Source organism: Mycobacterium sp. SMC-11 (assembly GCF_046250095.1).
GTDB lineage: Bacteria > Actinomycetota > Actinomycetes > Mycobacteriales > Mycobacteriaceae > Mycobacterium > Mycobacterium heraklionense_A.
In genome coordinates, this window is record NZ_CP176430.1 from 123,080 (window position 1) to 147,309 (window position 24,230).

Here is a 24,230-nt window from a genome sequence, read left to right on the forward strand (position 1 = left end):
CAGCGATGAACACGGTCAGCCGCCGCGGCTGGCAGGCTCTGGTGCTGCTGATGGCCGCGCTGACGCTGACGTCCTGCAGTAGTTGGCGCGGTATCGCCAACGTGTCGCTGCCGGGCGGTCCGGGTAGTGGCGCCGGCGCCTACACGGTGTACGTCCAGGTGCCGGACACCTTGGCGCTCAACGGCAACAGCCGGGTCCTGGTCGCCGACGTCTTCGTCGGCGCTGTCGAGCGGATCGAGCTCAAGAACTGGGTCGCCACGCTGAAGTTGAAGCTGAACAAGGACGTTCATCTGCCGCGCAACGCCACGGCGAAGATCGGCCAGACCAGCTTGCTCGGTTCGCAGCACATCGAGCTGAAGGCGCCCGAGAACCCGGAGGGTGAGCTCCGCAACGGCGACACGATCGGTCTGAGCAATTCGACGTCGTACCCGACGATCGAACGCACGCTGGCCGGGCTGGCGCTGCTGCTGCAGCGCGGCGGGTTGTCGGACCTGGACACCATCACCACAGAGTTCGCCGCGCTGTCCAACGGGCGGGCCGACCAGATCCGCGCGTTCTTGACCAAGCTGGACACGTTCATCGGCAACCTCAACGACCAGCGTGAGGACATCACCCGGGCGATCGATTCGAGCAACCGGCTGCTGGGCTACTTCGGTGCGCACAACGACTCCATCGAGAAGGCCCTGACGGACTTCCCGCCGTTGTTCAAGTACTTCAACGCGCAGCAGGGGATTTTCATCAACGCCATTGACGCACTGGGCGCGATGGGCACGCAGGTCAACACCCAGATCGCACCCGCGAGGTCCGATCTGCACAAGGTCCTGACGTCGTTCCAGTGCCCGGGACGGGAACTGCGCAAGGCGTCGCCGTATCTGCCCGACCTGCTGCAGGTGATGATCACCGCGCCGTACCACGTCGACGGTGCCTTCAAGGCCGTCCGCGGCGACTTCATCAACACCTCGTTGGTGGTCGACCTCACCTACGCGTCCATCGACAACGCGATCCTGACCGGTACCGGTTTCTCCGGGATGTTGCGGGCGTTGGAGCAGTCCTTCGGCCACGACCCGGCGAAGATGATTCCGGACGTTCGGTACACGCCGAACCCGGCTACCGCACCCGGCGGTCCATATGTGGAAAGGGCTGACCGGAATTGCTGAAACCTCAGATCAAGCGACAACTGGTCATTTTCAGCGTCTTGACCGCGGTGGCGCTGCTGGTGTTGGGCGTCTACTACCTGCGGTTGCCGACCATGGCGGGACTGGGTCAGTACACGCTGAAGGCGGATCTGCCGGAGGCGGGCGGCCTGTACAAGACCGCCAACGTCACCTACCGCGGCACCATCATCGGCCGGGTCACCAGCGTGGAACCGACCGAAACCGGTGCGCAGGCCACCTTCCAGATCTCCAGCAAGTACAAGATTCCGGTCGACGCGAGTGCCAACGTGCATTCGGTGTCGGCGATCGGTGAGCAGTACCTGGATCTGGTTTCGACCGGTAACCCGGGCCAGTACCTGAAGCAGGGCCAGACCATCACCACCGGGACCGTCCCGTCGGCGATCGGTCCGGCGCTCGACACCGCCAACCGCGGGTTGGCTGCATTGCCGGCCGGCAAGATTTCGGCGCTGCTCGACGAGACAGCAACGGCCGTGGGTGGGTTGGGCCCGTCGCTACAACGCCTCGTCGATGCGACACAGGCGATCGTCGGCGACTTCAAAACGAACCTCGCCGACGTCGACGACATCGTGGAGAAGTCGGCGCCGATCATCGAGAGTCAGACCGACTCCAGCGACGCTATTCACCAATGGGCGCGCAACCTGAACGTCCTGGCCAGTCAGGCGGCCAGCCGAGACGACACGGTCAAGCACATCATCTCGGATCTGCCGCCGCTGATCGACCAGGTGCACACGGTGTTCAACGACACTAAGGACTCGCTTCCGCAGCTGATGGCGAACGCGTCGATCCTGACCGAGATGGCCAAGCGCTACAACCGGAACACCGAGCAGGTCTTGGTCTTCCTGCCCCAGGCCGGCTCGATCATCCAGACCGTGAGCTCGACCTACCCTGGCCGCGCATCTCTGGGTGTGGCGCTCGGTGCCTTCCCCGGACCGATCTTCCCGGTGCCGGTTCCGGGCCTGAGCCTGAACACCCCACCGCCGTGTCTGACCGGCTATCTGCCGGCATCGGAGTGGCGGGCGTTCGCCGACACCACCCCCGCAGAGCTGCCGGATGTCTCGTGCCGGATTCCGCAGGACACCCCGGCCAACAACGTTCGCGGTGTGCGCAACATCCCCTGTGTGGACGTGCCCGGTAAGCGGGCTCCCACGCCGAAGGAATGCCGCAGCGACAAACCGTACGTCCCGCTGGGCACCAACCCCTGGTACGGCGACCCGAACCAGATCCGGAACTGCCCGGCGCTGGGCGCTCGCTGTGACCAGCCGGTCGAACCGGGTCACGTGATCCCTGCGCCGTCGGTCAACACCGGCCTCAACCCGCTGCCCGCGGATATGGTGCCGGGGACGCCCCCGCCGGTCAGTGACCCGCTGTCTCGGCCGGGTACCGGTAGCGTTCAGTGCAACGGGCAACAACCGAACCCCTGCATCTACACCCCCGGCGGGGGACCAGCCGCGATCTACAATCCGCAGAGTGGCCAGGCGGTAGGGCCAGACGGCGTCGAATACTCCGTCGAGAACTCGATGAACATAGGAGACGACGCATGGAAGGGGATGCTGGCACCGTTCCGCTGAGCACGGACGAGGACCAGCAGACCGCAGATACCTCGGCTCAGGAAGCTCTGGACGCTGAGGGTATGGCGGCGGACGCGAATCCGGAGGAGTCGATTGACTCAGTGGCGATAGACGCCGAGCCGGCACCGTCGCGTCTCGGCCGTCGCCAGCAGGCGGGTATCTGTGTGCTGTTACTGCTGTTGGCGGCCGGCTTGGTGGCCGCGGGCTTCGTTGGCTTACGCGACCACGCGGCAAGCCAGCAACTGGCCCGCGACAACGCTGAAGCCATTGAGGCGGCCAAAGCGTGTGTTCTCGCGACCCAGGTCCCGGACTCCGGCGATGTGTCACTGTCCCAGGAGAAGATGCTGAACTGCGCGACCGGGGAGTTCCGCACCCAGGCCTCGCTGTACGCGCAGATTCTTCCGCCCGCCTATCAGGCGGCGAAGGTCCACGTCGAGCTGACCGAGATGGGTGCGGCAGTCGAGCGCAACAACCCGGACGGCTCGGTCGACATCCTGGTGGCCTTCCGGATCAAGGTTGACAACGTCGAGGCCAAGGGCAGAGAGGTCGGTTACCGGCTGCGTGTTCAGATGGTCCGCGACGACGGCCAGTACCGGATCGGCAGGCTCGACCAGGTGGCCAAGTGACCGACACAGTGGCCGAGGCGCCGCGTCCTGAGCCGGCCAGCTGGGGCACCCGCGCCACGGCGTTGGCGATCGACCTGCTGCCGGGGTTGGCCGTGATGGTGACGATGGGCATGGCTGCCCTGTGCTTCCCGTCCGGTGGCCTGTGGCGGTGGCTCGCGACCATCGTCGGTGCGTTGGCCTTCCTGGCTACCGCGGTCAACCGAATTCTGTTGCCCGCGCTCAAGGGCTGGAGCCTGGGTCGTGCGTTCACCGGGATCGAAGTGGTGCGCGGCGGCGACGGGTCCGTTCCGGCAGTCGGCGTCGGCCGACTGCTGCTGCGCGAGGTCGCGCACCTGCTCGACACCGTGCCGGTTCTGCTGGGCTGGCTCTGGCCGCTGCGGGACCGACGGGGCCGTACTTTCGCCGATGTGCTGGCGCGCACCGAGGTTCGTCCGGCTGCACAGCGGCAGCCACCGCCAAACATCCGATCCGTAACGGTGGTGGTGTTCGTGGCCACGGCTGTCCTGAGCCTCATCGCTGCGGCCACCGCGTACTCGGTGGTCTATCAGAATGACCACAGATCGGATCTGGCCCAGGCCGAGATTTCCCGACAGGGTCCGAAGATCGTGGCGGACATGCTGTCCTATGACCCCGAGACCTTGCAGGACGACTTCGACCGCGCCCAATCGTTGGCCACCGAGAAGTATCGCCAGCTCCTAGTTCCCCAGCAGGACGCGATCCGCGATTCCAAGCCGGTGCCGAACTTCTACCGGGTGACCGATGCCGCGGTGCTCAACGCCGCTCCGCACCGCGCCACCATGCTGCTGTTCTTACAGGGCCAGCGCGGCACACCCGGAAAGGAACGCCTGATCAGCGCTACCGTTCAGGTGGTGTTCGCGCAGACATCGGGAACCTGGCGGGTCGACGACCTTACTGTCGTCAGTAAGCCGCTGCCCGCCGAGGGGGCGAAATGAGTCCGCGCCGCCGCAGGGACGCTGAAGCACAACCACTCTTCGTCGACCGGCCGGTACCGCGGCGCCGACGGCTGCCGATCGTCATCGCAAGTTCGCTGGCACTGACCGCTGCCGCCATCGCGGTGTGCGCGATGACGCTGGTGACCCACGAGCAACACCGCCGCGCCGCCATGCGGAATGTCGAGGCGCGAGATGCGGTCGCATCGTTCATGACGATGTTCACCTCGCCGGATCCGTTCCACGCCAACGACTACCTCGCCAATGTCATGGACCACGCCACCGGAGACTTCGCCAAGCAGTACCAGGAGAAGGCGAATCAGATCCTGATCGCGGTGGCGCGCAGCGAACCGACCACCGGGACGGTGACCGCGGCCGGTGTCGAACGGTGGAACGACGACGGCAGCGTCAGTCTGCTGGTGGCCGTCGAGAACACCGGTAAGTCGCCGGACGGAAAGCACGATGCCAAGGTGGCCACCCGCTGGCTCGCGACAGCGCAGAAGGAAGGGGACCAGTGGAAGATCAGCAATCTGAACCAGGTGCTGTGACCGACGCGTCCTCCGGGGCAGAGGTCGATCACGCCGCCGAATCGACTGGCGACCTCGAACCGGACGCCGCCACCACCGAAGTGGATCCAGAGGCCGAAGTCGAGCCGGAGACCACGGCTGAGGCGGAGCCTGAGGCCGAGGCGGTGATGGCGGCCGCCAAGCGCCCCGGGCGGCGTAAGTTCGGTGTGCGGCTTGCGGTTGCGGTATCGGCCGCGGCGTTCGTGGGCGCCGCCGCGTTCGCGGGTGCGACAGCACAGCCGTATCTGCTCGACCGGGCAGAGGTGGCCACCAAGCTCGACATCGCCCGCACGGCGGCCCGCGCGATCCACACGCTGTGGAACTACACCCCGGAAAACATGGATTCCCTTCCGGATCGGGCCTCGGTGTATCTCAGTGGCGACCTGGAAGCTCAGTACCGCAAGTTCATTGACGCCATCGCGGACAGCAACAAGCACGCGAAGGTCACCGACACCACCGAGATCGTCGGTGCGGCAGTCGAGACCCTCGATGGCCCCGAGGCCACGGTGATCGTCTACACCAACACCACGGCAACCAGTGAACTGAGCAAATCGATCCCGCAGATCAAGTACCTCACCTACCGGCTCTTCATGAAGCGCGACCAGAATCGGTGGGTGGTCACCAGGATGCCCACCATCACCTCGCTGGACCTGACTCCGCGTCTCCAGGGCTGAGCGGCAGGAACCCGTGGCCGTCACGTCGCCGATCTCGCACCGGCGGACCGTGGCGGCCCTACTGCTGCTGACCTTCGCGACGGGTCTGGTCGACGCCGTCAGTGTCTTGGTGCTTGGCCGGGTGTTCGTGGCGAACATGACCGGCAATGCGATCTTCCTGGGATTCTTGTTCGTCCCCAGCACCGGATTCGATCTGACCGCCGCGATCGTCGCGGTGGCGGGATTCCTACTGGGCGCGGTCATCGGCGGGCGGCTGTTCCGGACCTTCGGGGAACAGCGGCCCCGGCATTGGCTCACGATCGCACTGGGACTGGAGGCGGTGATGCTGCTGGTGCTGGCCGCGCTGGGCGGAATGGGCGTGTTGAACTACTTCAGTGCCAGCAAGCTGCTCTTGATCGCCGGACTCGCGGTGGCGTTCGGTGTGCAGAACTCTTCCGCCCGCCAGTTCGGCATCCAGGAGCTCTACACCACGGTGCTCACCTCGACGATCGTAGGTATCGGGGTGGACAGCCGACTGGCCGGCGGAACCGGCCAACGCGGAAAGCTGCGCTACGGCGTCGTTTTCGTGATGATCCTCGGCGCCATTGTCGGGGCGACGTTGACGCCCATCATGGTGGCGCCGGTCATCGCGATCGCAGGGATCGTGGTGCTGGCGAGCCTGGCGCTGTTTCGCTACGGCTAGCGGGGCGCCTCCTAGGACCCGCCGTACTCCGGGCGCAAGATCGAGCTGAGCGCCGACAGCGGGATGTGCGCCTGCACGTTGCCACCGTCCATGTACCACTGCATTTGGTTGTACTGGATCGGACTGTCGTGGCTGACCGGGTAGTCGGGCATGTAGAGAATCAGCTCATCGGCGGTCAGCGCCCACGACCGGTAGCCGCCGGAGAAGACCTTGTCGGGCGTGAAACGCTCCGGGACAAAGGGATAGTCCCCGGGGCGGTGCTCCCAGAACGCCCGGTCCAGTGCCTCCTTGATGTAAGGCTCGCCCAACTGCGGGATCATCGCCAGTGGGTCGATCCCAGGCTTGGTGATGTCGGCCAACTGCAACTGCCGTCCGCCGGCGCCCATGTCGAACGTAAACGTCCGGTAGGCGTTGTTGATGTAGGGACCGTCGGAGTGGTAGTCCTCGTGGAAGACCGCGGTCAACGCGTTGCCGTGCTGGAAGATCTCGTAGTTCTCATTCCCCCAGCTGTCGGCCACCATCGAGGCACCTTTACTGCGCCAGTTGGTGAACAGCTTCGACAGGTAGTCACGGATCGGGGGACCGGCGACCGGGTGGTCGACCAGATCGCCGGGCACCGCCATTCGGATATAGCGGGTGGCCAGCCGCTCGGAATGCACGTCGGTCGTGCAGTATTGCCCGTCCCAGTTGCCGCCCAGCCCGCTGCAGAACGACGGCGCTGAAGCGCCGGCAACCGGTGCCCCGGACACCGTAGCCACCGCAAGTGTCGCGGCGAGCACGCCCGTCAGTAGCCGGGTCGCCCACATAGCCTGCCTCCTAAGGCAATTCGACTTTGCTCGCCAGCCATCGGCCGTCGACCTTCTGCATCGTCATCTTCATCCGAGTCCGATCCACCCGCGGGTCGGGACGCGTGGTGTTCGTGATCGTCTGGTTGACCATCAACAGCACCACGACCGTGTCCTTGGAACCGGACTGCACAGCGGACTCCACCACCGTGCCCTGCGCGGTCGCCTTGTTGTCGATCAGCAGCTGCCGCAGCTGAACGCTGGCCTTGGTGTAGGTGTCTTTGAACTCCCCGGTTGCGCCGTTGAGCACTGCGGAAAAGTCATCATCGACCTTGTTGGAGTCGATACTGGTCAAAACCTGGGCATAGTCCACCGCCGCCTGGCGTCCAGCCGCTTCCGCCGCAGAGATCCGATGCTGTTGCCACAGCGGCCATCCGAGGCCGATGACGAGCCCGAACACGGTGACGTAGGCGGCTGCGACGATCGCGACTGGCAACGGGACACGACGCTTGCCTGCCGGTGCGACGTCCGTCTCCACGGTGGCGGCCTCGTCCGTCTCCTCGACGGCTTTTGATTCCGGTTCGACAGCGGTCGATTCCACGTCCTCGGGCGTGGTCTCGGCGGTCGGTTCGTCGGCGGTGCTCACCGCGGCATCTCCTTGAGCATCAACGCGGCGGCTCGATCAGCAGGGGCGGACCGCCGTAGGGAGTGGGAATCGTGTAGCGGCCCTTAGGCGTCGGGTCGGTGGTCGCCGCCAGGTCTGCACCGGGCGGCGGCCCCGCGGTGTCATCGCCGGGTGGGCGCGGCGCGTTGTGGGCGCCGCGCACCAGCACGGACTGGTCGGTGTCGCGGCAGTAGCCGTACAGGAACGGTTCGGGGTAGTCCGCCTGCGACGGTGGCCGCCGGGGTGTGCCGTAGTCGCAGGTGTAGCGCGGGTAGATATCGACGGTCGCCCACATCCCGTCCTCGTGGATGGCCGAGCTGAGCGCATCGAACGTCGAACCGCGGTAGTTGGGAAACAGTGCGTTGAGCGCGGGGGTCCGCACGTACAGCAACTGGGCCGGGGTGACCAGATTCCCCAGCAGGCCGACCATGGTGTCGGAGTTGTCGTCGAACAACCCGTCGACCTGGGTCAGCATCCCCGGAGCCTGGTCCACCAGCCGGTGGTAGCCGCCGATCATCGGGTTGACGCCCTTGAGCACCTTGTCGAGGTTGTTCGACGTTGCGGCCAGGCCGTTGTTGACGTCGCTGAGCATGGTCAGCACGACCCGGCTCGACTTGAGCAGGCTCACGGTCTCGGGCAGTACCGAATCCAGCGTGGACAGCAGGAACGAGCCGCCGTCGACGATGTCGGTGAGCTTTTGCGGGCCCTCGCCGGAGAGGCTGAGTTCCTTCTTGATCAGCTCGAGTTTGCGCGGATCTGTCTGGGCCAGCATGCCGTCCGCGTCGGCGAGCAACTGTGACATCGGGATCGGAGTCGTCGCGCGATCCCGGGAGACCACGCTGCCGGCGGATAGGAACGGACCGGAGCTCGACGGGGGCTCGAAGTCGATGTACTGCTCGCCGGCGGCCGACAGACCGGAGACGCGCACCGGGCTGGCGGCGGGAATCTTCACCTTCGAGTCGATGTTCGCGACCGCGTCGACGCCGTTCGGCGTGACCCGCAGCGATTCGATCCGGCCGACCGGGACTCCGCGCACCGACACGTCCTGGTTGGTGAGCAGACCGCCGGAATCGGGCAGTGCGATGGTGATCTGGTAGGTCGATCGTGCCGGGTTCACCCGCAGTGCACCCACCAGCAGGTAGCTGACCGCCACCACCAGGGTCGTCGCCAACGCGAGCCCGGACAGCAGGTTCTTCCGCCGGTAGCCGGCGCGGACCAGGGCCACGATCTGGCGACTCAATGCGTCGATCATGGTGCCGGCCTCGGTATCAGCGGGCCGGGCGCGGCGTCTTCCATGTCAACCTCCGCCGGGGTCGGCGGAATCGGTGGACCGACCGCCGTCCACGGTGCCTGGCCCATGTCGGAGTCCGGGCCGCGACCCACCACGCGTTCCTGCAGCCGCCAGAGCGCGTACTTGATCGAACCGGCCATCTTGGCCCAGTCGTAGCGCTTCGGGCCGTGGAACGCCGGGTCGCCCTTGAACCCGGCGTCGGGCATCGAACCCCACACCAGTCGGTCGACGCTGGCGTGCACCGAGACACCGGAGCCCGCCGTCATCTTGATGAAGGGCGCCATCAGCCGGTTGAGGGCGGCCAGGCTGGTGCTGGGGTCGGTGGCCACGTCGTTCCACGCACCGGCCAACACGTTGGCGTCCTTGATGAAACTGTGGCCGGAATCGTCGGTTCCGGCAATCGACGGGAAGCGGGCCAGCTGTCGGCTGGTGGCGCCCAGTTGTTCGACCAGGTCGGCGATCTGGCTGGTGTTGTCCACCAGGGTGTCGGTCGCCGGCCCCGCCGCGTTGAGCACATCGGTGAGTGCGGCGCTGCGGGAATCGAGTTGGTCGGCCAGTCGGCTGGTTTCGCGCAGCGCGGTCTCGATCTCGCCGGAGCGGGCGTTGAGTTTGGCCAGCAGCTCGTTGGACTGGTTGATCAGCTTCCCGAAGGCCTTGCCCTGGTCGCCGGTGGCCTTGCCGGCGCCGTTGACGATGTTGGTGAAGTTCTGCACCGCACCGCCGTTCACCAGCAGCGCCGCCGAGCTCAGCACCGACTCCACGGTGGCGGCCGAGGTGGTCGCGTCTAGCCCGATGGAGTCGCCGCCCTTGAGCAGTGGCGCCGAAGGGTCAAGGGGGGTCGGCGGCTTGATCGCCACGAACACGTCACCGAGCGGCGTGGCCGACCGCAATTCGGCGGTGCTGCCCACCGGAATCCGGACGCCGTCCATGATGCGAAGCGTGGTGACCGCGGTGTAGTTGCGGGCGACCATCGACTCCATCTGGCCGACATCGGCACCGGAGAGCTTCACCTTGGCGCGACCCGGCAGGTTGAGCGCATTCGCGAACACCGCGGTGATCAGATAGCCACCGCTGCCGATACCCGGAGCAGGTAGCGGCAGGCTGTCTAGCCCGCTGGTGCCACAGCCCGCCGCCGACGAGGCGATGACGGCACTGCACAGCAGTGCCATGGCAGTCCTGGGTGTCCGGCTCGATCGTGATGCCACGTCTACTGTCCCATCATCGAAAGGCCGTCCAGGACATAGGTGAGGCCGAAGTCCGGACCGTAGTCCGCCAGAGTTCCGGTGCCGCATCCCAATTGCCGAAGGTGCATCATGTTGCACAGTTCCTTGGTGCTTTGGCTGTCGACCAGGATCTTGTCGACCAGGGCGTGCAAGCGGACCGCCCCGTTGTTGGTGTCGATGGCGTTGTAGAGATTCTCCATCGTCAGCGGCAGCAGGTTGATCAGCTCGGCGAGGTCGCGCTGCTTATCGACGAGGGTGGTCACGGCGGTGTCGCCATTGAGGACGCTTTGCTTGAGGTTGTCCCGATTGGCCTGCAGCAGCGACGTCGCCTGCGTGACGATCTCGTTGAACTTGCGTCCCGTGCGGCCGGTGCCAAAGTCCTCGTTGGCCAGCATCTGACTCAACTGACGTGTGGTGGAACCGAATTGACGCAGCTTCGCGTCGTTGCGGGCCGCCGCGTCCATCAGCGAGCTGAGATTGGTGATGATCGTGGTCAGCTGATCGCCGGTGGCCTCGCCACGGTCGGAGCTGAGGCGCAAAGCCCGTGACAGTTCGCTCAGTGCCGATTTGATCTTCTCGCCGTTGCCGTCGGCGATATCCGCGCCCGCGTTGATCACGTCGGCCACCGGACCATTGCCCTTGCCGTCGCCGCCCAGTGACTTGGAGACCTTGTCGAGCATGTCCAGCACGCGATCGAACGCCACCGGTGTACGGGTGCGATTCAGCCCGATAGTGGTGCGGTCGGCCAACACCGGGCCGCCCGAATAAGCCGGGGTCAGCTCGATCTGCCGCGCGGTGAGGATCGAGGTGTTGATGGTAACGGCGTTGACGTCGGCGGGGATCTTCACGCCGCGGTCGACGGTGAACTCCGCCTCGACGTACTCACCCTTCGGGGTGACCTTCTTGACCTTGCCGACCGGCATCCCAAGCACCGCCACCACATTGCCTTCGTAAAGACCGGCGGCGCTGTCGAATTGGGCGGTGACGGTGATGCGGCCGCCGAAAGGATTGAGGTGTGAGCCGGCCACGACGGCGAGGATCAGGGCACCGGCGACCAGCGTCGTCACCAGCGCCATGACGCCGCGACGACTCTTACGGGCCGCCGTCGGCCGGATCTCGGGCATCGCGGAATCGGTGTCTGCCGGCTCCTCGATCGGATCGTCGGCCGCGGTGGTCGGTGGCGCGCTCATTTGCAGTCCTTGAAGTACTCGATCATGCCGAACTGCTTGGCGCGGCCGCTGATGGCGCACATCCACGAGTCGACCGCGATCCCGTTGCCGGCGAAGAACTCGATACCGGGTCCATAGCCGGTGGCGTTGGTGATACCCCGCAATGGCGGCGGCGCGGACTGGATCAGGCTGCGCAGCAGGTCGTCGTGCTGGCCGAGCATGTCCGAGAGCGCGCGGAGATTGACCAACATGTCGTCGAGCATCGAGCGATCGGTGACCACGACGTTGTTGAGTTGGCCCACCAGACTGGTCAACGCGGCCAGCATGGCGTGGAAGGTGTTCTGCCGCGCCACCAGTTCCCCGATGAAGTCTTGGCCTTGATCGACCAGATTTCCCAGGTTCGTCTGTTGGTTGCGCAGGGTGGTGGCCACCCGCTGGGTGCTGGCGAGCAGCGTGCCCAGCTGATCGCGCCGATCGGCGGTGATCTTCGACAGTGCGTGCAGGTTGGCCATCGCTTGCGGAACCACCGGCGGCAGGCCCTGGAGTTGTTGGCCGAGCACGGCCAGCGACTGCCCGAACTGGTCGGAGTCAACCTGGTCGAACGTGGTGGTGGCGTCCTCCAGCAGCGACTCCAGCGAGTAGGGCACCTCGGTGTGGGCGAGGTTGATCCGCTTGCCCGGCAGCGAGCCGGGACCGTCGGGCTCAAGCTTGAGATAGCGCGACCCGAGGATCGTCATCACCTGGATCCTGGCCCGGGTGTCCTGACCCAGCGGGACGTCGTTGCGGACACTCAGGCCGGCCACCACGTGATCCCCGGCGAGTCGCATGCTCGTCACCCGGCCCACCTCGATGCCGGCCACCATGATCGGGTTGCCGGGGGCCAGCGCGGCGGCTTGGGCGAACTCCGCGGTGTAGCGGGTGTAGCCGAAACCGATCACCTTGACGAACAGTGCCGCGGCCACCACCACGGCCACCACGGCCAGCGCCCCGAACCCCAGCCACGTGGTGTTGTAGGACTCCAGAGGACGCGTGCGCCACTCGCGGAAGAACTTCTTGGTCGGTGTGGTCAAGGCGTTACCCATCGACGGTGTTCCTGCATCGGGGAGAGTGCCATGCCAGGTTCTCCCGGGTTATCGGGCGTGCGTTGCCGGGGGTGGCAGCGTTGACGATGATCGTCGTGACGTCGTTGAAGCCGGGGAAGAATCCCGTGGCGTTCAGGTCGCACAAGTAGGCGTTGCCGTAGGCGCCATCCCCGAATGCCCGGCCCAGACCCTTGAGCAGCAGCGGCAGATTGGCGCCGGTGAACGCCAGCTGCGGTTCGATCCCGGCCATGTGCTTGGTGAAACCGGGTTCCCGGTTGATCATCTCTTCCAAGGACGGGAAGACCTCGTCGGCGATCCGGGACAGCTGCCGAGTGGTCTGGGCCAGGGAACCGACCGAGGACTGCAAGGCCGGGCGACGTGAGTCCAGGTCGGCGACCGCTCGCCGTGCTTGGGTCAGGGCGTGGTCCAACTGATCGTTCTGCCCGGCAATGGTGCCGGTAAGCCGGTTGAGGCTGGTGATGAGGTCCCCGAGCACCTCGTCGCGCCCGGCCAGCGTCGCGGTCAACGTCGACGACTGATCCACCAGTGCGGTGATCGACGCCTGGTCGCCCGACAGCGATTCCAGCACACCGCGAGTCAGATCGTCGGCCTGCTTGGGATCCAGCAGCGACATCAACGGCTTGAAGCCGTTGAGCAGGGCGCCGACGTCGAAGGATGGTTCGGTGTGCTCCACGCTGATCACGCTGCCGCGCGGCAACACTCGTTCTTGCTCGGCATCTCCCGAGCTCGTGCCCAGCGAGAGTCCGAGATAACGCTGGCCGATGATGTTCTGGTAGGTCACCGAGGCGACGGTGTTGCCGTAGAGCTTCTGATCGCTTTGGACGATGAACGAGACCTTCGCGAGCTTCCCGTCCAGTGCGACCTTCTCCACCCGGCCGACCCGCACACCGGCCATCCGGACGTCGTCGCCCTCGCGTAACCCGTAGACGTCGGTGAACACGGCCGCGTACGGCGTCGTCGAGCCGGCCACATCGCGGCGCAGGGTGGCATAGACAAGCCAGGTCAGCACCGTCGAAACGACCATGAAGAGGGACAGGCCGACCAGCGGTCCGCGGAATGTCACTTGTGGCCTCCCGTGTTGGCGGGGCCGGGCGAGGCCCAAGAGATGGCGTTGCCCCGCGCGACCGGGCCGAGCAGCAACTGCGTCGCCACCGATGCCGGCTCGCTCCGCCCGGTGATGGGCCCGACGATCAGGCCGAGTTGATTGCGCTCGGCTTGGCTGCCGACCGGTCCGACGTTGCCGCCGAAGGATGCCGGCGCCGCCGGCTGCCACTCCGGTGCATGGGGCTGGGCCGGGATCGGCGGGCTCGGCGGGGGCGGGGGAGCCGGGTCAAGCGGGTCGGCGTTGCTGGGAACGCGCGGGAAGGGCCCGGTCCACCACGGCAGCGGCGGGTTGGTGTCCTCCAGGCTGCGATTCGGGTTGACCAGGGGCGGCCCGACGGCGTGCAGGTTGCCGTCGGGGCCGATCTCGGTGCCGGGCGGCGGCTCGAGGCCGGCAGGAAAGTGATAGTTCTGTGGCAGCAGCGTCGCGGGAAGTTCGGGCCGAACCGAGATCATCGGCGCCGTAAAGCAGCTCGGTCCCTTCACTTCGCCGTACTGCGGGCAGTCTGCCCGGGTGTAGGTGTGCAGCGGGGTGAAGGACAGGTTGGCCCGCATGTTGCGAGTGATCAACTTGGGATCGTAGAGCTGGTCGAAGAACTTGTCCGAGAGCCGGTTGACCCGGGTGAAGATCGGTACGAACTTGTCGGCGTTGTTGGCCAGCACGCCGATGACGGGCGTGAGGTCGTGGGTGATCTGGATCAATTGGTCGATGTGGTTGTCGAGGGCTTCTCGGGCCACACCGACGGTGTGCTGGCCACCGGAGACCAGCGAGGCCAGCTCGGCACGCTTCTGGGCGAACGCGCGCATCGGTTCGACGGCCTGGTGCAGTGCGTCGACGAGGTCGGGGGCCGTGGACTGCAGCCCGTGGGTGGCGTCGAGTAGTGCCGAGACCGTCGACGGACCGGGCTCGGTGGCGACGATGCTGTTGAGCTGATCGAGCAGGCGCGACATCTGCGCACCCGTGTTGAGCAGCTTGACGCGCCGATTGTCGGTGGCCGCCCCCACCGCCGCCAGGATGCCCAGGCTGTGGTCTTCACGGCCGCGGCCGGTGGCGGCCAGGATGTCGCGCAGCTTGGACACGGTGGTCTGGAAGATCACCGTTGACAGTTCGCCGTTCTCGGCGATGTGGCTGCCGTCGCGGATGGTAGGTCCGCCGGTGCCGGAGTCGACCAATTGAATCGACGAGACCGCGAAGACGTTGGACGGCACCACGCGGGCCGTCACCGAGCTCGGAATGTCCTTGGCGTAACCGGGTTTGAGGTTGATGTGGACGTAATTGGGCTTGCCGTAGGCGGCCGGGATCACGTCGGTGACGCTGCCGACCAGCAGCCCGTGGTATTTGACGTCGGACTGGGCGGGCAGTCCATCGCCGACGTTGATCAGGTCGGCGACCACCCGCACGTAGGAGTTGAGCATCCCGGTGGATTTAGCCAGCAGGCCCCCGGTGGCCAGCGCGATCACCAGCAAGACCGCGATTCCCGCCCCCAGCAGCTGACTTTCGGAGGGGCCGCGGCCGTCGGTGTCCAGCGAATTGCTCATGTCAGCCACCGAACCTTGCGCCGGCGTCGATGCTCCACAGCGCCATGGTCAGCAGCATGTTGACCATGATCACGATCGTGATGCTGGCGCGCATGGCCCGGCCCGCGGCCACCCCGACCCCTTCGGGACCGCCGGAGGCGTAGAAGCCGTAGTAGCACTGCACAGTCGAGGCCAACCAGACGAACACCACGCACTTGAGCACGGAGTAGACGATGTCCTTGCCGCTCAACATCATTGTGAAGTAGTGCATGTACGGGCCGATCGATCCGCCGCCGATGATGCCGGTGACCAGTTGGCAGGTCAGGTAGGTGATAGCCAGGCAGGCCACGTACAGCGGGATCACCGCGATGGTCGCGGCCAGCAGTCGCGTGGTCACCAGGAAAGGGATGGGCCGGATCGCGATCGAGTCGAGGGCGTCGATCTCCTCGGCGATCCGCATGGCGCCGAGCTGCGCGGTGAAGCGGCAACCTGCCTGCATCGCAAACGCCATCGAGGCCATGATCGGCGCCAGCTCGCGGGTGTTGACCAGTGAGGAGATGATGCCGGTGGCCGGGCCGAGCCCCAGCAGATTCAGAAAGTTGTAGCCCTCGATCGCCACCAGTGCGCCGGCGGTGAAGCCCAGGACGACCGCCACCCCGGCCGTACCGCCACCCACCACGATGGAGCCGTTGCCCCAGGCGATGTCGGAGAGCAGCCGCAGAAATTCCTTGCGGTAGTGCCGGAACACGGTGGGGACACCGGCCGCGGCGCGGCCGAAGAACACCAGCATGTGTCCCAGGCGGATGGTCGGCACCGACGCCATTCGGTAGGCGCGCAGCAGCGGGCGCGCGAAGGCCGGGACATAGGAAGAGGCGGTCATCTCACAGTCCCGTCCGCGGGTAGAGCACGTTGTAGAGCTCGCTGATGCCGACGTTGACGATCATCAGCACCAGGATCGACTCGACTACCGAAGCGTTGACCGAGTTCGCCACGCCGGCCGGACCACCGCGAGTGGACAGGCCTTTCTGGCAGGACACCACCGCGACGATGGCGCCGTAGACCACGGCCTTGATCAGCGCGACGATCATGTCGCCGGTGGTGGCGAACGAGGAGAAGGTGGCCACGAAGCTGCCTGGCGCGCCCTTCTGGAAATACACGTTGAACAGATAGCTGGCCAAAAAGCCTACAAAGCAGGTGATTCCGGTCAGCGCTACGCCGATCATGATGGCCGCGGCGAAGCGGGGGACCACCAGCCGGCGGATCACCGAGACGCCCATCACCTCCATGGCGTCGGTCTCCTCGCGCATGGTGCGCGAGCCCAGGTCGGCGGTGATGGCCGACCCGACCGCGGCGGCCATCAGCATGGCCGCCACCAGTGAGGCGGCCTGTCGGATGACAGCCAGCCCGGCAGCCGCGCCGGCCAGTGAGGTGGCGCCGACCTGGTTGGCCAACAGCGCGAACTGAATGGAGAGCGTGACCCCGATCGGCAATGCGACCAAAACCGTCGGCAGCACCGCGGTGTTGGCCATGAAGGCGCTCTGCCGGACGAACTCACCCCATTGGAATCGGCCGCCGAACAAGTCGGAGAAGAAGTACTGCACGGTACGCACCGCCAGAACGCACTGCTCGCCGACGGTGGTCAGCGAGGCCAACGGGTGGCGGTTGACATAACCGGTGGTCCAGTCCTGGATGGCTGCCACGCCGTCGAGCTGAGGCTCGGCGGCGAGGTCGCGGTCGTCCTGGGTGGTCATTTGTCGCCGATCATGGTCGTGAGATCACCGGAGATTGCCGATTGCGCGTGCGGCCGATGATCCATGGCGGCCACCTTAGTCAGCGTTCTTACTCCGCGGTAGGGTTCGGAACTTCTCGGACCAACTGGTGGGTAGATAGAAAGGATACGCATGGCTACCAAAGGGGAGGAGCTCATGGGGTCTCGCCGCGACCTTTCATCCGGACATGATGTCGGACACAATGCCCCGGCAAGGGTGCTTCAGGCAACATGACTCGGGTTATGGATGGGTTACCGGTCAGTAGCACGCGTTTTCATGGTTTTGACGCCCTCGCGCGGGCGTTGATGGCGATACTCGATCGGGACAAGCACGACGCAGGGAAGGAAATCAGGAACGTGCCGATGCGGGCAGGGTGGACCCAGATCGCGGCCGCCGTCGCGTGTGCGATGGCAGTCGCCGCAGCGGTGGCACCAGGCTCCGCGGTCGCCGATCCGGCTCAGCCGCCGGCGCTTCCCGGCTTCACGCCCGCGCCCAGCGACTGGTCTCCGCGCATGGACATTTGGCCGTACAGCACTTTCACCTATCAGGTCACCCCCGAGATGATCGGCGGCATGTCGGATTCGTGCCAATGGTTCAACGCGCAGTTCGACCCGCTGATGGGACAGATCGACGAATTCAACCGCAACCTTGCCGACCACCGCGACGTCTACGCGAGTGTGCAGTCGCAGGCGGATGCGGTGGTGGCCAACATCGACCGATCGACGGGCTTCTTGGGGCCACGACTGCAGCCACTGACCATCCGCAACACCCCGGACAACTTCGGCCCCTACTCGCCGATCTACGGCGGGGAACAGCTGACCGGAGTTCTGTTCCAGCTGTCTCGCATCGCCGACAGCATGCGCAAGAAGCAGCCGGCCGGTTTCGCCCGTCCCCACATCGACTCCGCGATCGGATGGGCCAACGCCCTGCGGAACTCCAGGGCCTGCACCTAAGCGGCGATCAAGTAAAAACCCGCAGGCGCGGGGTGGGGTAGGTTCGGGGGCGCTGCGGCCGACCGGCCACCAGTAGCGGACCACGAGAGGTAGTTCAGTGTCGGACCGTGAGGACGAGCAAGCGGCCGACCACGTCGAACCGCCGGCCGAGGCGGTAGAAACCGTCGACGCCGAAGCCGTAGAAAACGTTGAAACCGATTCTGCCGAAACCGAATCCGCCGAGTCTGTAGCTGCTGACGAGACCGCTGGCGAAGCTGCGGGGTTCAAGGAACGCATCGGCAGCCTGAAACCGAATCGGCGCTGGGTCGCCGCAGCGGTCCTGGCGCTGGGCCTGATCGGAGCGACCTACGAGGGCTGGCTGCTGTTCGCTCACCACCAGCGCACGGTGGCCGCCGCGCAGGCACTGGAGGCTGCCGAGAAGTACACCCTGACGCTCACCAGTGTGGACCCCACCGCGATCGACAAGAACTTCGCCGAAATCCTCGACGGAGCCACCGGCGAGTTCAAGGACGTCTACCGCGCGTCCAGTGAACAACTGCGCCAACTGCTGATCGACAACAAGGCGTCCGCGCACGGCACCGTCATCGACTCGGCGGTCAAGTCCGCCACCAAGAACAAGGTTGAGGTGCTGCTGTTCGTCGATCAGTCGGTGAGCAACAAGACCGCCCCCCAGGCGCAGATCGACCGCAGCCGCATCGTGATCACCATGGAGAAGGTGAAGGGCCGTTGGCTGGCCGCCAACGTTGAGATGCCCTAAGCGATGGCGACCCGGCTTCGCCGCTTTAGTTGAATCCGAGCCAGCTGGGCAGCCCGCGTTCGTGCGCGTCGCACAGTACCTGTGCGGTGTCGCAGGATCCGCGTGGCACTCCGGCGCCGGTCCACATGCCGCCGGCGTCGCGGCGCAGCACGACCGCCGACGACGAACCGCCATCGAGCAGGATGGCGTGGTCGCTGGCCAGGCCGCGGAAGAGATCCTGCATGTTGTCGGGTGTGTAGTGGCCGCCCTGGAAGATGTAGAGCTCGTCCTTGGCTCGCGAATAGCCCACGGCGGTGCGTGCCGCACTCGGCCCGCCGTCGTTGAGTTGCCCGGTGACGCCCGGGGCCAGCAATCCCAGTCCGCTGACCGCGACGAACCGGTCCCCGCGTTCCACCAGGCCGGTGATCGTCGGCCCGGCCGAGTCGTAGTCCCCACCGTCGCGGCCGCCGCGCGGCCACAACACATATGGCGCGCCACGAGTCGGCAGGATCATCGTGGTCAGCGTCGACCAATGCTCGTTGCCACCGGACAGGCCTTGCTTGCCGGCGTAGGGGATGGTGCCGGTGACCGCGACGTTGGCTCGGCCCTTGCCGCGGGTGTTGTCGACGTAGGCGCCCAGCGGGGAACTGCATTTGGTGGTCCGCCAGGATCCACCCCGCTGGCCGCGGATGTCGAAGAAGTTGGCGTTGATCGCCACCGTCGGCCGGCCCAGCATCTGCCAGGCCTGCAGCGGCGTGTAGAGCTCGGATGCCTGCATCAGGCCCTCGCTGGTGCGAGCCCGCGGATCGCGTTCGCAGCGGCTCTGCGCTCCGCTATGGCTGTCGACCAGCAGGTGCGGTTCGATGCGCTGCGAAGCCGACTTGAGGACCACCAGGTGCCCACCGCCGGACATCTCGTACCAGTCGCCGGCGGCATTGAGCATCGGTGTGGGATGCCCGCTCCCGAAGTTGTACACCAGGTAGGAGCCCGGGGTCCGCGCGATCGCGGCGGCCAGCTGGTCTTGTGCGGCGGCATACGCGGTCGGCTGGCCCGGGCCGATCGCCAGAACTGCACAGAGCAGCATCGCGGCGCAGCCAGCCGCCAGCCGGCGCGCGAAAGCCACTGGAGTCGACACTGTTTGTCCCTTCGGCTCCGGACTGGGGGAGACACCAGATTCCTACGGTAGCCACCGAAACCGCCGGGACAACCTGCGTGACCGGATTGTGCTGCGTCGGTGGCGGATCGGTTATGGCCAGCGATCATTCGCCGAGTCGGCTGTGCATCTCCCAGATCAGGATCTCCGACGGGGCGGACGCGGCAATTCGTTGACCGCCGACGCCGGTGCAGCGGACCGCGTCCCCGGTGTGCAGCACACCGGCGCCCTCCAAGTCGACATCGCCGGCCGTGACAAACAGATGGGCATACGGCGAGTCAGGAAGTGCGACATGGTCTCCGGGCTGCAGCCGCGCGACGTACAGCGTGGCACCCGCATTGCCGATGCTGATCGCGGCGTCAGGGTCACGGCCGGAGGCGACTGTGATGAGTCCGCCGCCCGCCAGGTCGTCGCCGATGTCGTGCTGCTGGTAGCCGGGAGTGCGCCCCGGGGTGTCCGGCATGATCCACATCTGGATGAAATGCACTGGCTCGCTCGCAGAGTCGTTCTTCTCCGAATGCAGAATGCCGGTGCCCGCCGACATTCGTTGTGCCAGGCCGGGATGGATGACGCCCGCGTTGCCGATCGAATCGCGATGGCTCAGCGCACCGGACAGCACCCAGGTGACGATCTCGGCGTCGCGGTGGGGGTGGGTATCAAAGCCGGAGCCGGGCGCGACGACGTCATCGTTGTTGACCAGCAGCAGTCCGTGATGGGTGTTGTCCGGGTCGTAGTAATCGTTGAACGAGAACGAATGCCGCGAGGTGAGCCACGGGGCACGGGTGGCCGCGCGGTCGTCCGCTCGTCGCACATCGAGCAAACCCATGCTCCAAGGCTAACGCGCAACCTGGTCGTTGCCGGTAGTCTCCTTGCAACCGCCGAGGGGATACGGAGGTCGCGTGAGCCGTCCGACGCTGCAGCATCTGCAGATCGCCGAGCTCATTTCCCGGGCTGGCGGTGATCCGTGGGCGGTCGACGACAGTCTGCAGGCCGGCAGCCCCACCCAGATCAACTTCCTGGCCCAGGCGTTCCACTCCGCCGCCGGCTCGGCCACCTCGGCCGAGGAAACTTTTGTCACTGCCCAGCAGCACTTCGAGCAGTACAACAGGGAGAACGGCGAGCAGCCGATCAACAACGGCGCCGAGGTGCAGCGAGTCAAGGACGGCCTGCATGCCACCAATCAACAGCTCGGCCAGATCGCGGCCGACCTGGAGACCATCGCCGCGGCCTTAGCGCAGGCCCGCGCCGCCTCGCTGGCCAACATCACCGCGCTCAACGCGAATCTGATCGTCCTCGACGCCCGTATCGGCGTGTACCTGGAGCAGGAGAATCAAGGCTACGACCACGACGCGGATATCGCCGCGTGCTGCCAGCTGGCCGAGGACGACACCGCGACCGCCCTGCACAATGCGACGGTCATCCGCAACGGCTACTCCAAAACCTTGCAACAGGCCTTGACGAATCTGCGGGTGCGAGACGGCTACGACCCCGACGCACAGCTGCGCAAATTCGACGCGGACGCGCCGGCACCGCCGCCGGGACCCGTGCCCGATGACCCCAAGCAGTTCAACGACTACTGGAACAGCCTGACGCCCGGACAGAAGGACTGGCTCTACAACGCCGACCACAACATCGGTAATCATCCGGGCATGCCCTGTGATCCGCCTGATCACCTGGGCTACGACCACTACAACAAGCTGCACCTGGCCGACGAACTCGCGCGGGCACAGGGCGCCGCCGCGCAGGCCGATGCGCTGCGCAGCCAGCACCCGGACTGGGCTGCCGGCGAGAACATTCCGCACCCCAACGAGCCCGGGGCGATTTTCGATGACCGCGTCGCCTACGAGAACTGGCAACGGCAATACGACGCAGCCCGGGACGGTTCGAAGTACCTGGACGACCTCAAGGCCGTCGATGCCGCGGTCGGTGCCAGTCCGAACCGCAAGCTGATGCTGCTGGACACCCAAAGCGGCACCCAGGCCCGCGCGGCCATTGCGGTCGGTGATCCGGACAAGGCCACCCACGTGTCGGTCACCACGCCCGGGCTGAACACCACGGTGCACGGCGGCATCGGGAATATGACCGAAGAAGCAACCAACGTCAGACGGGAAGCACTGCGGCAATTGCGGTTCGAGCCGGGACACGAGAGCGATACCGTCTCGACGATCGCCTGGATCGGGTACGACCCCCCGCAGGTTCCCGGCTTCGACGACAAGACCGCATCGCTGGCCGGAATCTGGGGCGTCACCCACGATGATCTGGCCCGCGCCGGCGCGCACGACCTGGCTCGTTTCTACGACGGGATCCAAGCTTCGCATCTGGGCGGTCCCGCCGATCTCACCGCGATCGGGCACTCCTACGGGTCCTTGACCACCGGGTTGGCGTTGCAGGAGCCCGGCGATCACGGGGTGTCGCGGGCGCTGTTCTACGGGTCGCCCGGCATCGAGGCATCCACGCCGGGGGACCTGCACCTACAGCCCGGGCAGGTGTTCGCGATGGAAGCGCCCGACGACAAGATCCAATGGGTCTACGACGCCAGAGCCGTCGGCCAGGGCATTCCGATCATCGGCACCTACCTCAACAACGAGCTCGGCGACTTCGGCCCCAACCCGGCTACCAACTCCGAATTCACCCGCTTGGCTACCGGCGCCGCGACCGTGCCCGACGGCCACGGTGGCACCATCACCCTGCAAGAGGCCCACGGGCACAGTGACTACCCCCGCTTCCCCGACGGCGGAGGCCTGCGGACTACGAACTACAACATCGCCGCGGTCCTCGCCGGCCTGGACAACAAGGCGGTTCAAGGAAATTGATGTTTCACCAAGTGTCCCCACCCCAGCCGCGACGATGCCTGTTCGCTGTCTTGACCACCGTCGCACTAACCGCAGGATGTCACGTGTCCCAACCGTATGAACCCACTCCGCCCAGCGTCGCCGCCGAGGCCTTGGACGTGCTCAAGTCGTTGCCGTCGTTAGAAGACACGCAAACTCAGGTAGCCGCCACGATGAATGAAATAACCTCCGCTGCAAAACAACTCATCCCATCCATCGTCTGGGAGACCCTGGACGAGGGTGAGGGCGGAAATTGCGAGCGGCCATACGAGCAAACCGACGGTAAGCGTTACTTCCTGCCGGACGCGGTTGCCCGGGATGTTGCGGTGTCAGAGCAGGCCTGGGCCAAGCTCGAACAGACCGCCAAGGAGGCGGCCGCGAAGCTGGATGCCACCGAGGTGCAGGTGATGCAGAACCAGCCGGGCAATCACGACGTCGGGTTCTACGGACCCACCGGCCTTTTTATCAAGGTCGGCTACCGCGGCAACCTCGTGGTCTCCGGCTATACCGGCTGCCGGCTGCCGCAGGACAAGAAGTAACCGCCTACCAGTCGGACTCGTCGTAGGTGATGACCCCGCGGATGTTCTTGCCGTCGACCATGTCCTGGTAGCCGGTGTTGATGTCCTCGAGCTTGTAAGTCGTGGTGATCATCTCGTCGATCTTGAGCAGCCCGGACTTGTACAGGCCCACCAGCTTTGGCGTCTCGATGTGCGAGCTGCCACCGCCGAAAATGTTGCCCTTCAACGTCTTCTGCAACATGGTGAACAAGAACAGGTTCAGCTTGACGTCCGCGTCGACCATCGAGCCCATGCCGGTGACCACGCAGGTGCCGGTCTTGGCGGTCAGGATCAGCGCCTCTTCGATGTACTCGCCCTTCATGTCGCCGACGGCGATGATCACCTTGTCGGCCATCAGGCCCCAGGTCTCCTCCATGACCGGCATGATCGCCTCGGCCATCGACGGGTAGACGTGGGTGGCGCCGAACTTGACGGCCTGGTCGCGCTTGAAGGGCACCGGGTCGATCGCAATGACGCGGCGTGCGCCAGAGAGCACCGCGCCCTGGAGGGCGCTCATGCCGATACCGCCGACACCGATGATGATCACGGTCTCGCCGGGCTTGACCTCGGCGACGTTGGTGGCCGAACCGAACCCGGTGGGCACCGCGCAGCCCATGATGGCCGCGGTCTCGAACGGCACGTCCTTGTCGATCTTGACCACGGAGTCCTGGTGCACGGTCATGTAGGGCGAGAACGTGCCGAGCAGGTTCATCGCGGAGACCTCGTGCGAACCGGCATGGATCCGGTTGGTGCCGTCGGCGATGGCCTTGCCGCCCAGCAGGACCGCGCCGCGGTCACACAGCGAACGGAAGCCCTTCATACACGGCGGACAGTTGCCGCAGGCCGGGATGAAGGCCATGACCACGTGGTCGCCCTCTTCCAGGCCGGTGACGCCCTTGCCGACCTTGGTGATGACGCCGGCGCCCTCGTGGCCGCCCAGCGCCGGCAGGGCCATCGGGGTGGCTCCGGTGGTCAGGTGGTAGTCGGAGTGGCACATCCCCGCGGCGTGCATCCGGACCTGGACTTCGCCTTCAACCGGGTCGCCCAGTTCGATCTCGTCGACCCGCCACGGCGAGTTCAGCTCCCACAACAATGCGCCCTTGGTCTTCATGACCGGCCATCATAGAACACGTTTC

General features: G+C 65.9%; 24 protein-coding genes. 11 read left to right on the forward strand and 13 right to left on the reverse strand.

Going from position 1 to position 24,230, the window contains the following annotated elements; all coding sequences use genetic code 11:
- The first annotated feature begins 5 nt into the window (after positions 1–5).
- Genes ACKY0X_RS00620 through ACKY0X_RS00650 form a run of 7 tightly spaced genes read left to right on the forward strand, consistent with a single transcriptional unit; the run spans position 6 to position 6,241 of the window.
- On the forward strand, positions 6–1,157 hold the full coding sequence (locus tag ACKY0X_RS00620) for an MCE family protein (RefSeq protein ID WP_065038955.1): 1,152 nt from the start codon (positions 6–8) through the stop codon (positions 1,155–1,157).
- Positions 1,151–2,743, forward strand: a complete 1,593-nt coding sequence (locus ACKY0X_RS00625) for an MCE family protein (RefSeq protein WP_065038954.1) — start codon at positions 1,151–1,153, stop codon at positions 2,741–2,743. The genes ACKY0X_RS00620 and ACKY0X_RS00625 overlap by 7 nt, the downstream gene beginning before the upstream one ends.
- Positions 2,713–3,369, forward strand: a complete 657-nt coding sequence (locus ACKY0X_RS00630; protein ID WP_409427888.1) for an Mce protein — start codon at positions 2,713–2,715, stop codon at positions 3,367–3,369. The genes ACKY0X_RS00625 and ACKY0X_RS00630 overlap by 31 nt, the downstream gene beginning before the upstream one ends.
- Complete coding sequence (locus ACKY0X_RS00635) at positions 3,366–4,322, forward strand: RDD family protein (RefSeq protein WP_409427889.1); 957 nt, start codon at positions 3,366–3,368, stop codon at positions 4,320–4,322. The genes ACKY0X_RS00630 and ACKY0X_RS00635 overlap by 4 nt, the downstream gene beginning before the upstream one ends.
- Positions 4,319–4,867: a mammalian cell entry protein gene (locus tag ACKY0X_RS00640; protein ID WP_409427890.1), complete on the forward strand. Its 549-nt coding sequence runs from the start codon at positions 4,319–4,321 to the stop codon at positions 4,865–4,867. The genes ACKY0X_RS00635 and ACKY0X_RS00640 overlap by 4 nt, the downstream gene beginning before the upstream one ends.
- Complete coding sequence (locus ACKY0X_RS00645; RefSeq protein WP_409427891.1) at positions 4,834–5,559, forward strand: mammalian cell entry protein; 726 nt, start codon at positions 4,834–4,836, stop codon at positions 5,557–5,559. The genes ACKY0X_RS00640 and ACKY0X_RS00645 overlap by 34 nt, the downstream gene beginning before the upstream one ends.
- Positions 5,560–5,572: 13 nt before the next feature.
- Positions 5,573–6,241, forward strand: coding sequence for a YoaK family protein (locus ACKY0X_RS00650; protein ID WP_409427892.1), 669 nt, complete (start codon positions 5,573–5,575; stop codon positions 6,239–6,241).
- Between the two features lie 11 nt (positions 6,242–6,252).
- Here the strand turns inward: ACKY0X_RS00650 and ACKY0X_RS00655 are convergent, their stop codons facing one another.
- The 10 genes from ACKY0X_RS00655 to ACKY0X_RS00700 form a co-directional block, all read right to left on the reverse strand.
- Positions 6,253–7,047 carry a mannan-binding lectin gene (locus ACKY0X_RS00655; protein WP_409427893.1) on the reverse strand — a complete coding sequence of 265 codons (795 nt, stop codon included), beginning with the start codon at positions 7,045–7,047 and terminating at the stop codon, positions 6,253–6,255.
- Between the two features lie 10 nt (positions 7,048–7,057).
- On the reverse strand, positions 7,058–7,672 hold the full coding sequence (locus ACKY0X_RS00660; protein WP_409427894.1) for an Mce protein: 615 nt from the start codon (positions 7,670–7,672) through the stop codon (positions 7,058–7,060).
- A 19-nt stretch (positions 7,673–7,691) separates the two neighbouring features.
- Positions 7,692–8,942 carry an MlaD family protein gene (locus ACKY0X_RS00665; protein WP_409427895.1) on the reverse strand — a complete coding sequence of 417 codons (1,251 nt, stop codon included), beginning with the start codon at positions 8,940–8,942 and terminating at the stop codon, positions 7,692–7,694.
- On the reverse strand, positions 8,939–10,150 hold the full coding sequence (locus ACKY0X_RS00670; protein WP_409427896.1) for an MCE family protein: 1,212 nt from the start codon (positions 10,148–10,150) through the stop codon (positions 8,939–8,941). The genes ACKY0X_RS00665 and ACKY0X_RS00670 overlap by 4 nt, the downstream gene beginning before the upstream one ends.
- Positions 10,151–10,188: 38 nt before the next feature.
- Entirely contained in the window at positions 10,189–11,328 is a 1,140-nt protein-coding gene (locus ACKY0X_RS00675) for an MCE family protein (RefSeq protein WP_409429758.1), read from the reverse strand.
- 62 nt (positions 11,329–11,390) lie between these two features.
- Positions 11,391–12,455, reverse strand: coding sequence for an MCE family protein (locus ACKY0X_RS00680; RefSeq protein ID WP_409427897.1), 1,065 nt, complete (start codon positions 12,453–12,455; stop codon positions 11,391–11,393).
- On the reverse strand, positions 12,448–13,539 hold the full coding sequence (locus tag ACKY0X_RS00685; protein ID WP_409427898.1) for an MCE family protein: 1,092 nt from the start codon (positions 13,537–13,539) through the stop codon (positions 12,448–12,450). Before ACKY0X_RS00685 ends, ACKY0X_RS00680 begins: the two co-directional genes overlap by 8 nt.
- A complete protein-coding gene (locus ACKY0X_RS00690; RefSeq protein WP_409427899.1) occupies positions 13,536–15,116 on the reverse strand; it encodes an MlaD family protein in 1,581 nt (526 codons plus the stop codon). The genes ACKY0X_RS00685 and ACKY0X_RS00690 overlap by 4 nt, the downstream gene beginning before the upstream one ends.
- Position 15,117: 1 nt before the next feature.
- Complete coding sequence (locus tag ACKY0X_RS00695; RefSeq protein WP_409427900.1) at positions 15,118–15,975, reverse strand: ABC transporter permease; 858 nt, start codon at positions 15,973–15,975, stop codon at positions 15,118–15,120.
- A 1-nt stretch (position 15,976) separates the two neighbouring features.
- Positions 15,977–16,846 (reverse strand): MlaE family ABC transporter permease, encoded by an 870-nt coding sequence (locus ACKY0X_RS00700; protein ID WP_409427901.1) that lies wholly within the window; start codon positions 16,844–16,846, stop codon positions 15,977–15,979.
- A 380-nt stretch (positions 16,847–17,226) separates the two neighbouring features.
- Here ACKY0X_RS00700 and ACKY0X_RS00705 point away from each other — a divergent pair, with 380 nt between their 5' ends.
- Together ACKY0X_RS00705 and ACKY0X_RS00710 are read left to right on the forward strand one after the other, a co-directional pair.
- A complete protein-coding gene (locus ACKY0X_RS00705; RefSeq protein WP_409427902.1) occupies positions 17,227–17,817 on the forward strand; it encodes a hypothetical protein in 591 nt (196 codons plus the stop codon).
- 97 nt (positions 17,818–17,914) lie between these two features.
- A complete protein-coding gene (locus ACKY0X_RS00710; protein WP_409427903.1) occupies positions 17,915–18,574 on the forward strand; it encodes an Mce protein in 660 nt (219 codons plus the stop codon).
- 25 nt (positions 18,575–18,599) lie between these two features.
- On the opposite strand, the gene ACKY0X_RS00715 is transcribed toward ACKY0X_RS00710, so the two are convergent.
- Together ACKY0X_RS00715 and ACKY0X_RS00720 are read right to left on the reverse strand one after the other, a co-directional pair.
- Positions 18,600–19,637, reverse strand: a complete 1,038-nt coding sequence (locus ACKY0X_RS00715; RefSeq protein WP_409429759.1) for a phosphodiester glycosidase family protein — start codon at positions 19,635–19,637, stop codon at positions 18,600–18,602.
- A 175-nt stretch (positions 19,638–19,812) separates the two neighbouring features.
- Positions 19,813–20,532, reverse strand: a complete 720-nt coding sequence (locus ACKY0X_RS00720) for a pirin family protein (RefSeq protein ID WP_409427904.1) — start codon at positions 20,530–20,532, stop codon at positions 19,813–19,815.
- 73 nt (positions 20,533–20,605) lie between these two features.
- On the opposite strand from ACKY0X_RS00720, the gene ACKY0X_RS00725 reads away from it, so the two are divergent.
- Positions 20,606–22,519 carry an alpha/beta hydrolase gene (locus ACKY0X_RS00725; RefSeq protein WP_409427905.1) on the forward strand — a complete coding sequence of 638 codons (1,914 nt, stop codon included), beginning with the start codon at positions 20,606–20,608 and terminating at the stop codon, positions 22,517–22,519.
- An 83-nt stretch (positions 22,520–22,602) separates the two neighbouring features.
- Positions 22,603–23,076, forward strand: coding sequence for an LppA family lipoprotein (locus ACKY0X_RS00730; RefSeq protein WP_409427906.1), 474 nt, complete (start codon positions 22,603–22,605; stop codon positions 23,074–23,076).
- A 4-nt stretch (positions 23,077–23,080) separates the two neighbouring features.
- Here ACKY0X_RS00730 and ACKY0X_RS00735 read toward each other — a convergent pair whose 3' ends face one another.
- Positions 23,081–24,205 (reverse strand): NDMA-dependent alcohol dehydrogenase, encoded by a 1,125-nt coding sequence (locus tag ACKY0X_RS00735; protein WP_067968924.1) that lies wholly within the window; start codon positions 24,203–24,205, stop codon positions 23,081–23,083.
- Positions 24,206–24,230 lie beyond the last annotated feature (25 nt).